The 13,979-nt window shown below is 44.8% G+C and carries 15 protein-coding genes; 7 read left to right on the top strand and 8 right to left on the bottom strand.

What is annotated here, in order from left to right; genetic code table 11:
- Positions 1-5: 5 nt before the first annotated feature.
- The 6 genes from ureC to CYQ88_RS05805 form a co-directional block, all read right to left on the bottom strand.
- A complete protein-coding gene (gene ureC / locus CYQ88_RS05780; protein WP_101840411.1) occupies positions 6-1,712 on the bottom strand; it encodes an urease subunit alpha in 1,707 nt (568 codons plus the stop codon).
- Positions 1,702-2,025 (bottom strand): urease subunit beta, encoded by a 324-nt coding sequence (locus tag CYQ88_RS05785; RefSeq protein ID WP_101840412.1) that lies wholly within the window; start codon positions 2,023-2,025, stop codon positions 1,702-1,704. The genes ureC and CYQ88_RS05785 overlap by 11 nt, the downstream gene beginning before the upstream one ends.
- Before the next feature lie 12 nt (positions 2,026-2,037).
- Positions 2,038-2,340 carry an urease subunit gamma gene (ureA, locus tag CYQ88_RS05790; RefSeq protein WP_101840413.1) on the bottom strand — a complete coding sequence of 101 codons (303 nt, stop codon included), beginning with the start codon at positions 2,338-2,340 and terminating at the stop codon, positions 2,038-2,040.
- 16 nt (positions 2,341-2,356) lie between these two features.
- Positions 2,357-3,187: an urease accessory protein UreD gene (locus CYQ88_RS05795; protein WP_158236015.1), complete on the bottom strand. Its 831-nt coding sequence runs from the start codon at positions 3,185-3,187 to the stop codon at positions 2,357-2,359.
- Positions 3,188-3,790: 603 nt separating this feature from the next.
- On the bottom strand, positions 3,791-4,342 hold the full coding sequence (gene hslV / locus CYQ88_RS05800) for an ATP-dependent protease subunit HslV (protein ID WP_101840415.1): 552 nt from the start codon (positions 4,340-4,342) through the stop codon (positions 3,791-3,793).
- Positions 4,343-4,388: 46 nt separating this feature from the next.
- Positions 4,389-5,351 carry a tyrosine recombinase XerC gene (locus CYQ88_RS05805; RefSeq protein WP_233188822.1) on the bottom strand — a complete coding sequence of 321 codons (963 nt, stop codon included), beginning with the start codon at positions 5,349-5,351 and terminating at the stop codon, positions 4,389-4,391.
- Between the two features lie 124 nt (positions 5,352-5,475).
- Between CYQ88_RS05805 and CYQ88_RS05810 the strand changes: the two genes are divergently transcribed.
- The gene (locus CYQ88_RS05810; protein ID WP_101840417.1) at positions 5,476-6,342 is read left to right on the top strand and encodes a bile acid:sodium symporter family protein; all 867 of its coding nucleotides are present in this window, start codon (positions 5,476-5,478) and stop codon (positions 6,340-6,342) included.
- 6 nt (positions 6,343-6,348) lie between these two features.
- Here the strand turns inward: CYQ88_RS05810 and CYQ88_RS05815 are convergent, their stop codons facing one another.
- Both CYQ88_RS05815 and dapF read right to left on the bottom strand, forming a co-directional pair.
- Positions 6,349-7,020 (bottom strand): DUF484 family protein, encoded by a 672-nt coding sequence (locus CYQ88_RS05815; RefSeq protein ID WP_101840418.1) that lies wholly within the window; start codon positions 7,018-7,020, stop codon positions 6,349-6,351.
- Positions 7,020-7,877, bottom strand: coding sequence for a diaminopimelate epimerase (gene dapF / locus CYQ88_RS05820; protein ID WP_101840499.1), 858 nt, complete (start codon positions 7,875-7,877; stop codon positions 7,020-7,022). Before dapF ends, CYQ88_RS05815 begins: the two co-directional genes overlap by 1 nt.
- Before the next feature lie 199 nt (positions 7,878-8,076).
- On the opposite strand from dapF, the gene hslU reads away from it, so the two are divergent.
- The 6 genes from hslU (at position 8,077) to CYQ88_RS05850 (ending at position 13,894) form a co-directional block, all read left to right on the top strand.
- Positions 8,077-9,396, top strand: a complete 1,320-nt coding sequence (hslU, locus tag CYQ88_RS05825; RefSeq protein ID WP_101840419.1) for an ATP-dependent protease ATPase subunit HslU — start codon at positions 8,077-8,079, stop codon at positions 9,394-9,396.
- Positions 9,397-9,409: 13 nt separating this feature from the next.
- Entirely contained in the window at positions 9,410-9,802 is a 393-nt protein-coding gene (locus CYQ88_RS05830) for a gamma-butyrobetaine hydroxylase-like domain-containing protein (protein WP_101840420.1), read from the top strand.
- 12 nt (positions 9,803-9,814) lie between these two features.
- Entirely contained in the window at positions 9,815-10,576 is a 762-nt protein-coding gene (gene ubiE, locus CYQ88_RS05835) for a bifunctional demethylmenaquinone methyltransferase/2-methoxy-6-polyprenyl-1,4-benzoquinol methylase UbiE (RefSeq protein WP_101840421.1), read from the top strand.
- A 12-nt stretch (positions 10,577-10,588) separates the two neighbouring features.
- Positions 10,589-11,272, top strand: a complete 684-nt coding sequence (locus CYQ88_RS05840; RefSeq protein ID WP_101840422.1) for an SCP2 domain-containing protein — start codon at positions 10,589-10,591, stop codon at positions 11,270-11,272.
- A 13-nt stretch (positions 11,273-11,285) separates the two neighbouring features.
- Positions 11,286-12,926 (top strand): ubiquinone biosynthesis regulatory protein kinase UbiB, encoded by a 1,641-nt coding sequence (gene ubiB, locus CYQ88_RS05845; protein ID WP_101840423.1) that lies wholly within the window; start codon positions 11,286-11,288, stop codon positions 12,924-12,926.
- Positions 12,927-13,288: 362 nt separating this feature from the next.
- Positions 13,289-13,894, top strand: coding sequence for a DUF4377 domain-containing protein (locus tag CYQ88_RS05850; protein WP_101840424.1), 606 nt, complete (start codon positions 13,289-13,291; stop codon positions 13,892-13,894).
- Positions 13,895-13,979 lie beyond the last annotated feature (85 nt).

A 13,979-nucleotide genomic window follows, 5' to 3' on the forward strand; every position in this document is an offset into this window, starting at 1 on the left:
CCATATTAAAATAAGAAATACCGTTGCGCTAAAGGCAAGGTTTCTGCCGGTTCACAAGTCAATAACTCGCCATCGGCTTTAACCACATAAGTTTCGGGGTCCACTGAAACGTCCGGTTGCAAATCATTCAGCACCATATCTTTCTTACTGATGTTTCGTGTATTTGAAACGGGTCGAATAATCTTTTCCAACCCCAATTGTCCCTTAATGTCTTTATCAAACGCTGCTTGCGATACAAAAGTGATCGACGTTTTAAAGATCGCCTTACCTTGTGCTGCAAACATATTACGATAATGCACAGGCTGTGGCGTTGGTATAGACGCATTGGCATCCCCCATCGGGGCTGCAACAATCATCCCTCCCTTAATAATCATAGAGGGTTTTGCTCCGAAAAATTCGGGTTTCCACAAAACCAAATCTGCCAATTTACCCACCTCAACTGAGCCGACAATATCGGACATACCATGGGTAATCGCTGGATTGATTGTATACTTAGCCACGTAACGTTTAGCTCTGAAATTATCGTTACCATCACCATCGTCTGCTAGTGGGCCGCGCTGTTGTTTCATTTTGTGGGCAGTTTGCCAAGTACGGGTAATCACTTCACCCACTCGCCCCATCGCCTGCGAATCAGAAGAGATCATCGAAAAGGCTCCCAAGTCATGCAAAATATCTTCGGCAGCAATTGTCTCACGACGAATTCTTGATTCAGCAAAGGCAACGTCTTCGACGATATTCGGATCAAGGTGGTGGCAGACCATCAACATATCCAAATGCTCATCAATAGTATTAACAGTGAAGGGACGTGTCGGATTTGTCGACGATGGCAAGACGTTGCTAAAACCACAGGCTTTGATAATATCTGGAGCATGGCCACCACCAGCACCCTCGGTATGGTAGGTATGAATCGTTCGATCCTTAAAAGCAGCCAAGGTATTCTCGACAAAGCCTGATTCATTTAACGTATCCGTATGGATGGCTACCTGTACATCGAATTCATCAGCCACACTCAAACAATTATCAATTGCGCCTGGCGTTGTTCCCCAATCTTCATGCAACTTAAGGCCAATCGCGCCGGCTTCAACCTGCTCAATCAGAGGCGCTGGCAAGGATGCATTGCCCTTTCCTAAAAAGCCAAGATTCATCGGCAACCCTTCAGCCGCTTCCAACATACGGTGCATATACCAGACACCCGAAGTACAGGTGGTTGCATTCGTCCCTGCGGCTGGCCCTGTCCCACCCCCTAACATAGTAGTGACACCAGACATTAATGCCTCTTCAACTTGTTGCGGACAGATAAAGTGAATATGGGAATCGATTCCACCGGCCGTTAAGATTTGACCTTCACCAGCAATCACTTCAGTGCCAGCTCCAACTTCAAAATCCACATTCGGTTGAATATCCGAATTTCCAGCCTTACCAATTGCTACAATCAACCCATCTTTAATACCGATATCGGCCTTTACAATCCCCCAAGTGTCTAGAATCAAGGCATTGGTAATCACTGTATCAACGACGTCATTTGCACAAAGCTGGCCTTGCCCCATACCGTCTCGAATGACTTTACCCCCACCGAACTTAACCTCTTCGCCATAGGTCGTAAAATCCTTTTCCACTTCAATCAACAAGTCCGTGTCACCTAATCGAACTTTATCTCCCACGGTGGGGCCATACATTTCTGCATAAGCTTTACGATCAATTTTATAACTCATCCTGCCCTCCCAATGACCCCATGACTTGCTGATTAAAACCGAAAATAACTTCTTTTCCTGCGACCTTGACCAGTTGTACCCGACGCTTTTGCCCAGGTTCAAAACGTACCGCCGTCCCCGCAGGAATATCTAATCGAAACCCTTTCGTAAGTTCTCGATCAAATATCAAGCCGGTATTGGTTTCAAAAAAATGGTAATGCGAACCGACTTGAATCGGACGATCACCCGAGTTTGCGACCACCACTTCGACGGTTTCCCGACCCACATTCAATTCGATTTCGCCGTCTTGAACAATCAACTCTCCAGGAATCATTTATATCGCCTCCTATACAATGGGTTGGTGGACTGTCACCAGTTTGGTGCCATCAGGAAAAGTGGCCTCTACCTGAACCTCGTGAATCATTTCTGGAATACCGTCCATGACATCCTCTTTGGTTAAAACTGTAGTGCCTAAATCCATTAGCTCTGCCACCGTTTTCCCATCGCGGGCACCCTCAAGAATCGCACAACTGATGTAGGCAACCGATTCTGGGTAATTTAATTTCACCCCTCGATTTAAACGTCTTTCGGCAACCAGTCCAGCAGTAAATAGTAATAATTTATCTTTTTCCCTCGGCAACAGTTCCATAGAGCCTCCATTAAATTTAAGTATTCCAAATCCTTGGTTTAACCACCGGGACATTTAAAATGGCAGGCCTGGCGATTTTCCATGCATCAAACAAAACCTGCTTTATTTCATCAAGTTCCGATGCCAGAACCCGCATCACCACCAAAGAATCCATTTGTGTCACACCCACAGGCAACGGCCAATCAATCGCCTGCAAATCTGCCAATAATTTTTTTTGTTCACCTAATTCATTTTGATAAAACAAGGCCGTAGCGAATAGTGAATTGCCGGCTAATGCACAGGCACTGGTTAACACGTTATTCTGCGGTGCGATTTTCAACCGATCCACAAAAATCAATTTGTCTTCAATCCAGAGTTCCAGTGACTGCTGCAATTCCCCCTGCTCAAACCCCTCGCCGCTAGCAGGACGCCCCAAACCAACGATGTCCCAAGCTATTAGCTTATTATTGGCCTTACTTAAAATAAATTTCAGTGAATTATTCACTCGGGATTGATTGAAAAACAAGGTTTCCTGGGGCAGCCATTCAACTTCTACATTTTCAGTCAACGTCACCGTCTGACGTTGAGTTGCCAAACGACCATCGCTTCGATAAAACTTAGTGGCTGCCGGCGTACCAATACTGCCTTTTGATTGAGGCTGAAAGGTCGCATTCAACTCAAGCGAATCGCCACCTACTACGCCACCAGGAGGATGCAATACCAATACGCTGGGGCGATCCTTTTCTTGATAATAGGGTCGTTGAAGCACTAAAGGGCCAAAGTGTTTTCTATCTTTTATGACGGATTTACCGTTAACCTCTACAAAAGAAAACGATAAAAAGCCTTGCCACCCTTTCTGCCCCCCCATATCAAGCTGCATATTTTTTTGGAATAAAAAAAGGGGCTTGCTCCCCCCTTCCTACTCCGACATGCTGTTTGCACACACAAGGCACATTGAACCGAGAGTTGGTAAGCACCCTTAAACATTGACCTTTTGTCTTCATCATAATTCTCTGTCCAAAATGCGACTCAAATGTATTTATCAAAAATACTGACCATCTCAATAGATGGGATTTTTACTGGATTATCCTAAAACTATAGAAAGGTAAATACCAAGATCTAATAGAACTTAATAATCAGTTACTTAATCAAGTTTTCAGCTATATTTATACAAGTTTCTTACGCAATGCTTGTTTCATTTTGACCCAAGCTATTCCACGTTGGTGCAAAGCTCTAGACTACCCTATTTTCAACAAAAACGATGACGCTATTTTAGAATGAACACAATTTAAACAACCAACTGACAGAGTAAACTGGCAACAGAAAACGTGTAACCAGCCAATATCCGGGCTGTTCAAAACTTGATTTAGCGTTACTTTAAAGAGGCAGGCAATCTTTCTTTGAGACGGTTTTGTGTGCCCAAAGTCTTGAGCACACTGAAGAGCATGATTCGCTTCTACTAAAAACGGTTTTAACTTTCTTTACGAAGGGTTTCAATGGTGAGATTATGATTGGTGTAGATACAAAGATCGGCCGCGATATTTAACGCTTTTTCGACCACGTCTTTCGCACTGAGTTCGGTATTTTCCATTAATGCCTGTGCAGCTGAGTGGGCATAACTACCGCCAGAACCAATCGAAATAAAATCATGTGCCGGTTCAATCACGTCGCCGGTACCGGAAATCAGTAGCATATTATCTTCATCGGCTACCAACATCATTGCTTCCAATTTGCGCAAAGCGCGGTCGGTACGCCAGTCTTTGGCCATTTCGACTGCTGCACGCATTAGCTGACCATTGTGCGATTGTAACTTACCTTCAAAGCGTTCAAACAAGGTAAAAGCATCGGCAGTTGCCCCCGCAAAACCGGCCAGAATTTTGCCGCTATAAAGCCGTCTAACCTTACGGGCATTGCCTTTCATCACCACGTGACCCAAGGTCACTTGACCGTCACCGCCGATGACCATTTCGCCGTTTCGTTTTGCACAAAGGATAGTGGTTCCGTGAAAGGTTGTTTCGCTCATAAAAAGTTCTCTTGTAAATTCGGTTAATGCTGTTCTTTGAATTGGGTTAGGGTTCGCGGCGTTTTTTAGCTCGGGGATGCGCCGAATCATAAACCTTGGCAAGGTGCTGCAAATCCAGTTTGGTATAAATTTGGGTGGTAGAGATATTCGCATGCCCAAGCATCTCTTGTACCGCCCTTAAATCTCCACTAGATTCTAACACATGGGTCGCGCAGGCGTGCCGTAATCTATGAGGAGACATTTTAGTGGGCAAGCCCGCTTTAAGCGTTCTTTGATCAAGGTGTTGCTGAATACTGCGAATGCCCAGTCGCCCACCGGATCGGTTAACAAATACCGCTGTTTCATCTGGCCGAGCATGGTCAGCACGAATCGCCAGCCAGTTTAGGATTGCTTGTTTCGCCTGGTTGCCCACTGGTGCCTGACGCATTTTTTGGCCTTTACCAATCACTCTAACCCAGCCAGACTGTAAAGAATCCAACCCCGGAGACAAATCAAGCGATGCCAATTCAGCAACCCGCAACCCGGCGGAATAAAGCAATTCAAAAATGGCTTGATCGCGAATGTCTTGCCAGCTGTTTAGCGGCTGTTCAAGCAGTTGCTGAGTTAAATCGACATCGAGGCTTTTGGGCAGTGGTTTGGGCTGTTTTGGCGCTTTGATATTTTTGGCAGGATTTTGCGACACCCGATTCTGCTGGATTAAAAAATCATAAAAACTGCGAAAGGTTGATAATTGTCGTGCGATGGTTCTTGCAGAAATACCCTGTTGCATTCGACTAGACACAAAGGCTTGTATAACCTCAAAATCAATGGCTTGCCATTGATCAAATTGAGTTAAATCTGCCCAGGCCTGTTGTGTCCTTCGGCTAGCGTCATTGTTATGAGCGTCATCATCCACATAGTTTTGATAAAAAACCACCAGCGCTGCCAAATCCCTTTGATAATTTTGCTGGGTGTGTGGCGACTTATTAGCACGCTGTAGATGCTGCATAAATTGAGTAAAAGCGTTCAATGGACTTCCTATCTCGTGGTAAACATGAAGCTGATTGTTAACGCCATTTTAAAGATTTTGAGTCGCATCTGCTGAGATTTTGCGCTATGCTTTAGCCCTTCTCATCTAATTGAAGGCAATGACAATGAACCCAGACATTTTGACACAAATCATCTTACCGCTTGCATTATTTTTAATCATGTTTGGTATGGGATTATCACTCAAACCCGCTGACTTCAAAAATGTTATTTTTGCCCCTAAAGCCGTTTGGATCGGGTTGATCGGACAAATGGTGTTATTACCGTTAGTCGCATTGGCCATTGCAGTGGCGTTAAATTTGCCTCCTGAAATTGCGGTCGGATTAATGATTATTGCCTTAGCACCTGGCGGCGCGACCTCAAACATGTATAGCTATTTAGCCAAAGGGGATGTATCGCTTTCCATCAGCTTAACGGCGGTCACCAGTTTAATCACCCCGTTTACCCTGCCGATTATCTTAGCTTGGAGCATGCATTTCTTTATGAGCGATGCCACTCAAATCAGCTTGCCCGTCTTAAAAACCATTGTTCAGCTATTGGCGATCACCCTCGTTCCAGTGACATTGGGGATGTGGGTCTTGTCTCGTTGGCCAGCCTTGTCTTCTCGATTAGAGACGGTGTTTAAGTGGTTTTCAGTTGGCTTCTTATTTTTAATCATCGCCTTAATCGTGCTGAAAAATAAAGACCATGTAGTGAACTACTTTATGCAGGCCGGTATTGCGACGCTGTTACTGAATATTTCGGTGTTTTATTTAGGTGTCAAGCTGGCACAAGTCACCCGCTTATCACGAGCTCAAGCCACGGCAATTGGTTTTGAAGTTGGCATTCAAAATGGGACTTTGGCCTTAGTGGTCGCAGGCACCCTATTGGCGAACACCACCATGATGATTCCAGCGGTGACCTATTCGCTGATTATGTTTGTCACTGGCTCAATCTATGCCGTTTGGCGAGTGCGTCAGCTCAAGCAGGCATAAGCGGAATTAAAATAGCCGCTCTAGGCGCGCGCTCATCATTTGACCCATCACTTTTAAAAAGTAGGTTCCTAGTTCTGGGTTAAAGCGATCGGTGGTTGCGCCAAGCGCCAACGCGCCCCAAACGGTTTTTTGACCCAATGGCAAAATACAAACCGACTGCATTGGCTGCTCGGTTTGAAATAACCCTTTTTGCCATTGATCTTCCAATAAACCACACCGCGGTTTATCAACTTCTAAAGTGCCTTTTAGACTATTTGACCAAGCAGAAGATAACCCCAATTGCGTCATGCCTTTCATCGGATCTTTGGGCAGCTCCCACGAAATCAATGCAATGGCTTCCACCTCAAATAGTGTCTGCATGGTGTGATAAATGGCATCGACAGCTGCTTGATTAGTGGTCGCTTCGAGTAGCGCATACGAGAACTGATAAACTTTATTCAGCAAGACACCATTTTCACCTGCAATATCTTTTAAGGTGTCCACTTCTACCTTGAGATGGTCACGTTGTTCACGAAGTTGATAAACTTGGCGTTCCAACAAAGACACTTCTTGACCCGATTTAGGGTGTGGGATACTCAAGTCATTCAGTAAGTTGGGGAAAACATGAAAAAACTCACGGTTCCGATTTAGAAACTCAGCGACATCTTCGGCATGAATATCATTCAATAAACTCGACATTAGTTCGGTACCCCACGCATAATTTCCCCATCAAACACCTGAACCGCCGGCCCAGTCATCCATACAGGGTGACTGGGATTGCCATCCCATTCAATCAATAAATCGCCACCGGGCAGGCTCACGGTCACCGCATCATCAACTTCTCCCAAACGTCTTAGCACCACCATGGCTGCACAAGCACCCGTGCCACAGGCCAACGTTTCAGCAACCCCCCGCTCATAAACCCTGAGCTTAATTTGATGACGATTCACGGGTTCGGCAAAGCCGACATTGACCCTTTCTGGGAACAATGAATGGGATTCAATCTGCTCTCCAAGTTGTGCCACGGGTGCCGTGCTGAGATCGGTCACGCGCATCACCGCATGCGGGTTGCCCATGGAAACGGCACCAATTTGATAATGTTCACCCGCCACTTCCAATTCATATTGATCAGATTCAACCGGCACATCGAAGGGCAAAGCCTGTGGCAAGAAATTTGGCGCGCCCATATTAACCTTAACCCAGCCTTGGTCGGTCAGCGTTAATACAATCACCCCCGAAGCGGTTTCTACCCGTATATCTCGCTTCGTTGTCAGCCCTTTATCAACCACGAACCGAGCAAAACAGCGCGCGCCATTGCCACATTGCTGCACTTCCGAACCATCGGCATTAAAAATGCGATAACGAAAATCAATATCCACCGAATCAGCCTGCGGCTTTTCGACCAATAATAATTGATCAAAACCAATCCCAAAATGGCGATCGGCCCAAAAACGAATTTCATCAGCGGTTAAAGAAAGATTAGCGGAGATGCCATCAACGACCATAAAGTCATTGCCAAGGCCTTGCATTTTGGAGAATTTTAAAACGTTTGTCATGTTGTTTTGCTTTGCCTGTATCATTCGATGATTTAATTCCTTTATAATAAACCATCTGTGAATAAATGGGCACCTTGAAAACCTTTGTGTTGAATTTTCTAATCGCTTTTGCGGTTACTCTCAAAATCGACATTAAGACCTTTTAGAATAACCAAGTTGCTGACCCCCGAAACAAACAGGATAGGACTAAGACATAATTATGATGACACCTAAGGAAATTGTGCACGCGCTTGACACTTATATTATCGGCCAATCTGAGGCGAAAAAGTCGGTAGCCATTGCGTTAAGAAACCGCTGGCGTCGTGCACAACTCCCAGAGGAACTCCGCCAGGAAATCACCCCCAAGAACATTTTAATGATTGGCCCCACAGGGGTTGGTAAAACAGAGATTGCGCGCCGCTTGGCCAAACTCGCCAATGCCCCTTTTATTAAAGTAGAAGCTACAAAGTACACCGAAGTCGGTTATGTCGGTCGCGAGGTAGATTCCATCATTAAAGACTTGGCCGAGAATGCGATTAAACTGCACCGAGACCAAGCGATGAAAGCGGTACAACGTCAAGCGGAAGATTTAGCAGAAGAGCGCATTTTGGATATTTTATTGCCACCTGCAAGGGGACGCGACGATGATGCTGGTGAACAAATGGCTGAAACTCGCCAAAAATTCCGTAAGCGCTTGCGTGAAGGGTCGATGGATGACAAAGAAATTGAAATTGACTTAAATGCCGCACCACCGCATGTGGAAATTATGGGTGCGCCTGGCATGGAAGAAATGACCAGCCAATTGCAGGAAATGTTTCAAGGCATGAGTCAGGGCAAAAAAAACAAACGGAAACTGCCCATTAAAAAAGCGATGAAATTGCTCACCGAGGAAGAAGCGCAACGCCTCATTGACCAGGAAGACCTTAAAACCAAAGCCATTGAAAATGTCGAACAAAATGGCATCGTCTTTATTGATGAAATTGACAAGGTCGCCAAACGTCAGGAAGGTTCCGGCGGGGATGTGTCGCGTGAAGGCGTACAGCGTGATTTGCTACCGTTAATTGAAGGGTCAACGGTGTCCACCAAATATGGCATGATTAAGACCGATCATATTTTGTTTATCGCCTCAGGGGCATTTCATTTAGCCAAGCCATCCGATTTGATTCCCGAACTTCAAGGGCGTTTGCCAATTCGAGTGGAATTGAAATCACTGAAAGTTGAAGACTTTGTACGTATCCTCACCGAACCCAAAGCCGCCTTAACTACCCAAGCCATTGCGCTCTTGCAGACAGAAGGCGTGTCAATTGAGTTCAGTGATGAAGGCATCCAGCGTTTGGCAGAAATTGCTTACCATGTGAACGAAAATACCGAAAACATTGGCGCACGTCGTTTGCATACGGTGATGGAACGACTACTGGAAGAGGTGTCATTTAATGCTTCGGAAAACCCAGGTCAAGTGATTCGAGTGGATGTTGAGTTTGTTAATGATCGCTTAGGCGATCTCTCACAAAACCAAGACTTGTCACAATACATCCTATAATTGAGTGAATGCGATGTCTCAGTCCCCCGTACCCACTGAACTGAAACTCCAGCAATCTGAGCGTCAACTGGTGGTGACCTTCGATACTGGCGAAACCTTCGTGCTGCCCTGTGAATATTTACGGGTCTATTCGCAATCCGCCGAAGTGACTGGACATGCGCCCGATCAAGCCGTATTGCAAGTCGGTAAGCAAGCCGTCAATATTGACGCCATTACCCCAGTGGGCAACTATGCCGTCAAATTGCATTTTGATGATGGCCACGATTCGGGCATCTACACTTGGGAATGGCTATACACGTTGGGCAAACATCAAACACGCTATTGGCAAGATTATTTAACCCGATTGGCGAGGGCAGGACATCGTCACCCGGATCAATCCCCCTCCCCCTTAAACGAAATTTTATAAAGGAAATCGTCTATGAGCTCGGACCAACCCCATAAAAAGACCATTGATTTTGGTTTTTCAGAAGTTCCGCTAGAGGAAAAAGTTAAAAAGGTCAAAGGGGTCTTTGATTCGGTCGCAGGCAAGTATGATGTGATGAATGATGTGATGTCCTTAGGCATCCACCGCTTATGGAAACGCCACGCCATTGAACTGAGTGGTATTCGCCCAGGCAATAAGGTGCTGGATTTAGCGGGTGGTACTGGGGATTTAACCAAAGCATTTGCCAAACGGGTTGGTAAGAATGGGCAAGTGGTGTTAGCAGACATCAATGAAAGTATGGTGCGCGTTGGTCGAGATCGTTTAATCAATGAAGGCGTGATTGGCAATGTGGATTACACCATTACCAATGCCGAAGCCCTCACCTACCCAGACAATACCTTTGATCTGGTTACCATTTCGTTTGGACTGCGCAATGTCACCAATAAGGATAAAGCGTTAGCCGAAATGGCGCGGGTATTAAAGCCAGGCGGACAATTAATGGTATTAGAATTTTCCAAAGTCACACAGCCGATGCTGGCAAAAGCCTATGATTTTTATTCCTTTAATATTTTGCCCAAAATGGGGAAATTAATTGCGAATGATGAAGATAGCTATCAATATTTAGCCGAGTCGATTCGCATGCATCCCGACCAAGAAACGCTCAAGCAAATGATGTTGGACGCTGGCTTTGATAAAGCTGAATATATCAATATGTCACAAGGCATTGTCGCACTGCACCGTGGTTGGAAATATTAATAAGGATCTTTTATGAAAACGCCCTCTGACACCACTGAAAATGCACCAGGCCTGGCCAGAAATCTACTGGCTAAAGGCATTGAAACCCTACTGAACCAAACCCTTAAATTGGATGAAGATGCCAGTGAAGCGTTTGCGCCTTGTGATGAAAAGGTCATTCAACTGACTTTCACTGACTTTGAAATCACCTTTTTTATCATTTACCAATTGACCTCATCTGATAGCGAATCGACTGAACCCGAGATACTTTCTCAAGGCAGCTTCACCGTTCAAAGTCATTTATTAGGCGCGCCTGATGCGCATTTACAGATGACCGTTGCCGATTTTTTGCAAGGTCCTGATGCCGTCAAGTCTTTTGGTGACAAAGCCTTAGCCACCGAGTTTCTGCAAGCCCTCAAAGGATTAGAAATCGACTGGGAAGAACAGCTTTCCAAACTAACTGGCGATCTGATTGCATTTAAAGTTGGCTCAACAGTGCGACGCGGTCAAAAACATCTCAATGCGGCGCAACAAAAAATTGCCGACACCTTGAAAGAATATCTGCAATTTGAAGTTGAACTCTTGCCGACACCTTCGCAAGTCAAGCGTTTCAACCAACAGGTAACCGAAACCACCGATGCCGTCGATGCCCTGGCCGAAAGAATCAAAGCCTTAACCGCTGACCAAACGCCTTCCGAGACTTCCCAAAAACCTTAAATAGACCGCCCCTATGACCTTTATTCGCCAACTTCCTCGCCAACTGCTGCGCTCGATTAAAATCAATCGAGTCTTGACCCATTATCAAATAGATAAAATGGTGTTATCCGAAACCAAATATGCATGGTTAATCCTCGTCAATTTGTTATTCCCTTGGAACTGGCGTCGCAAATCGAAAGGCGCGCGCGGCGAACGTATTCGTTTGGCACTCGAAGAACTGGGGCCGATTTTTATTAAACTGGGTCAAGCCTTATCCACTCGTAAAGACCTTTTGCCAGACGACATTGCTGTTGAACTGCGCAAGCTACAAGATGATTGCCCACCTTTTGATGAACAACACTCCATTCAGATTATCGAACATGGTTTAAAGCGCAGTATTGAAGACGCCTTTGCCTGCTTCAACCCCAAGCCAATGGCATCCGCATCCATTGCACAAGTGCATAGTGCCACGCTTTATGATGGCAGTGAGGTCGTGGTTAAGGTCGTTCGCCCCGACATTAAACCGGTCATTGAGCAAGATGTGTCCATTATGAAATCGCTGGCGCAACTTTTGGAATCAGCCATTAAAGAATCCAAGCGCCTTCACCCGACCGAAGTCGTGGAAGAGTTTGAAAAAACCATTCTCGATGAATTAGATATGATGCGCGAAGCGTCGAATGCCTCTCAATTGCGCCGTAATTTTGAAGGGTCTGATCTATTGTATGTGCCGGATATCTATTGGTCTCACACCAATGACAATGTCATGACCATGGAGCGCATTGAAGGGATTCGTATTTCAGAAATTGATCAACTGGATGCCGCTGGCATTGACCTTTCTGAGTTATCGGCCAAAGGTGTCACCATCTTCTTTACCCAAGTCTTTAAGCACAACTTTTTCCATGCAGATATGCACCCGGGCAATATCTTTGTGTTGCCAGATGGTCGCTATGCCGCGATAGATTTCGGCATTATGGGCACGCTCAATCCCGAAGATCAGCGTTATTTAGCCGAGAACTTCTTGGCTTTCTTTAACCGAGACTATTTAAAGGTCGCTGAGCTGCATATCGAATCCGGCTGGGTTCCAGAAGACACCCGAGTTAATGAACTGGAATCGGCGATTCGCTCAGTCTGTGAACCGATTTGGGATAGACCTCTTAAAGAAATTTCATTCGGGCTCTTTTTATTAAGACTGTTCCAAACTGCCAGACGGTTTGGCATGGAAGTGCAACCCCAATTGGTACTACTGCAAAAGACATTATTGAATATTGAGGGCTTAGGGCGTCAATTAGATGATGAACTGGATTTATGGGATACCGCCAAACCCTTCCTAGAAGGTTGGATGCAAGAACGAGTCGGCTTAAAAAGCTTAGTGAAAAGCAGCAAAGCTAATGCGCCCTTCTGGATCGAGCAAGCCCCTCAACTCCCCGGGCTCATTTTCCAAAGCTTAGACAAGTTGTCTAAAGCCGATTTTAGCCATCAGTCACACCAAATTGCAAAGCTAGAAGCACAATTAAAACAACAAAACCAAGCGCAAAAAAATCGCTTCTTAGCGCTAACCTTTGTCGTACCGGCCATTTTCCCACAGCTATTAGGCCAATTTGGCGTACCGGAATCCATGTTACTGCAAGGCGCATTATTGCTAGCAGCGGGTTATTTCTTGCTCAAAAAACCTTAAACCCCGCCTTTTTCAAACCTATTTTATTTCGCTTAGATACAAGAAACTGCCCAGGCCTGGGCAGTTTTGCATATTCTATATTCTAGAATAAGATAGAAGCTCTAATCCAACCCACATCCACACCTTCAGTTCGCATAGAATAATACTTAACTTGATCGCATTCACACGCCAAACCCAATAACCGAGGTATATTCGCCACGCTATATGCCTCCTAATCAACTTTATGGAAACATTAGGTTGTTTTTAATTTATTTCAAGATTAAAACATAAAACCGCATTATTATAAGTAGTTGACATACTTAATATAACTAACTTAGGATGCCTAATATTGTTATGTGTTAAATGCGGGTAATGGATAAATTATGAAGCTATATGTCGTATTGATAATGTTATTGGTAACCGGATTAGCTGGCTGTGGCGGTAATGAGAGCAAAAATGTTTATAGCGAAATATATATTGACCACTATAAGTCAGAGTGCTTTGGTTTTACTTTGTCACTTTGTATGAGAAAAAGAACAAGTATAGAGAACGAATGGGAGCCTTTTTACAACACAATAGAAGGCTTCGATTATGAGTGGGGATATAATTATAAGCTTAAAGTTTTGATTGAGAGTATTGAGAATCCCCCCGAGGATGCGCCGTCCAAAAAATATACGCTCGTAGAGGTGCTTAGTAAGGAACAAGAATCGGTAACTACCACATTTGATATCTCGGTCAGTCGAGCGTCTAATTTAGTCACCAACGTAACTCCCGAGCAGATATCTTCAGGAACAGAAATATATGAAATTTATAGTGAGAAAGGATTCATCTGTTATGATGAAGATTGCTCATTTATAGACTCACTGCTTTCACAAGATATGGCGATTCTCTTCGAGTTTTCTCACAATGGCGAGCCTTCTCAACCTTTGTCTTTAAGTCAAATAAAATGTAGTTCCTCTAGGGAGTCATTTCGGAGTTCATGTCTATAAAACACATAACAATGCCAGCAAACCGACAAAGTAATCTTCCATCTTGCGACGTTAATTAACTGCACAAAAAAACCCCAGGCCTGGT

This window comes from Hydrogenovibrio sp. SC-1 (assembly GCF_002848135.1).
Taxonomy (GTDB): domain Bacteria; phylum Pseudomonadota; class Gammaproteobacteria; order Thiomicrospirales; family Thiomicrospiraceae; genus Hydrogenovibrio.

Excerpts from the sequence above, each read along its gene's own strand:
- hslU (WP_101840419.1), top strand. The coding sequence starts at position 8,077 with ATGATGACACCTAAGGAAATTGTGCACGCGCTTGACACTTATATTATC.
- dapF (WP_101840499.1), bottom strand. The coding sequence starts at position 7,877 with ATGACAAACGTTTTAAAATTCTCCAAAATGCAAGGCCTTGGCAATGAC.
- CYQ88_RS05815 (WP_101840418.1), bottom strand. The coding sequence starts at position 7,020 with ATGTCGAGTTTATTGAATGATATTCATGCCGAAGATGTCGCTGAGTTT.
- ubiE (WP_101840421.1), top strand. The coding sequence starts at position 9,815 with ATGAGCTCGGACCAACCCCATAAAAAGACCATTGATTTTGGTTTTTCA.
- CYQ88_RS05795 (WP_158236015.1), bottom strand. The coding sequence starts at position 3,187 with ATGGGGGGGCAGAAAGGGTGGCAAGGCTTTTTATCGTTTTCTTTTGTA.
- hslV (WP_101840415.1), bottom strand. The coding sequence starts at position 4,342 with ATGAGCGAAACAACCTTTCACGGAACCACTATCCTTTGTGCAAAACGA.
- CYQ88_RS05840 (WP_101840422.1), top strand. The coding sequence starts at position 10,589 with ATGAAAACGCCCTCTGACACCACTGAAAATGCACCAGGCCTGGCCAGA.
- ureA (WP_101840413.1), bottom strand. The coding sequence starts at position 2,340 with ATGGAACTGTTGCCGAGGGAAAAAGATAAATTATTACTATTTACTGCT.
- CYQ88_RS05810 (WP_101840417.1), top strand. The coding sequence starts at position 5,476 with ATGAACCCAGACATTTTGACACAAATCATCTTACCGCTTGCATTATTT.
- CYQ88_RS05850 (WP_101840424.1), top strand. The coding sequence starts at position 13,289 with ATGAAGCTATATGTCGTATTGATAATGTTATTGGTAACCGGATTAGCT.
- CYQ88_RS05830 (WP_101840420.1), top strand. The coding sequence starts at position 9,410 with ATGTCTCAGTCCCCCGTACCCACTGAACTGAAACTCCAGCAATCTGAG.
- CYQ88_RS05785 (WP_101840412.1), bottom strand. The coding sequence starts at position 2,025 with ATGATTCCTGGAGAGTTGATTGTTCAAGACGGCGAAATCGAATTGAAT.
- ureC (WP_101840411.1), bottom strand. The coding sequence starts at position 1,712 with ATGAGTTATAAAATTGATCGTAAAGCTTATGCAGAAATGTATGGCCCC.
- ubiB (WP_101840423.1), top strand. The coding sequence starts at position 11,286 with ATGACCTTTATTCGCCAACTTCCTCGCCAACTGCTGCGCTCGATTAAA.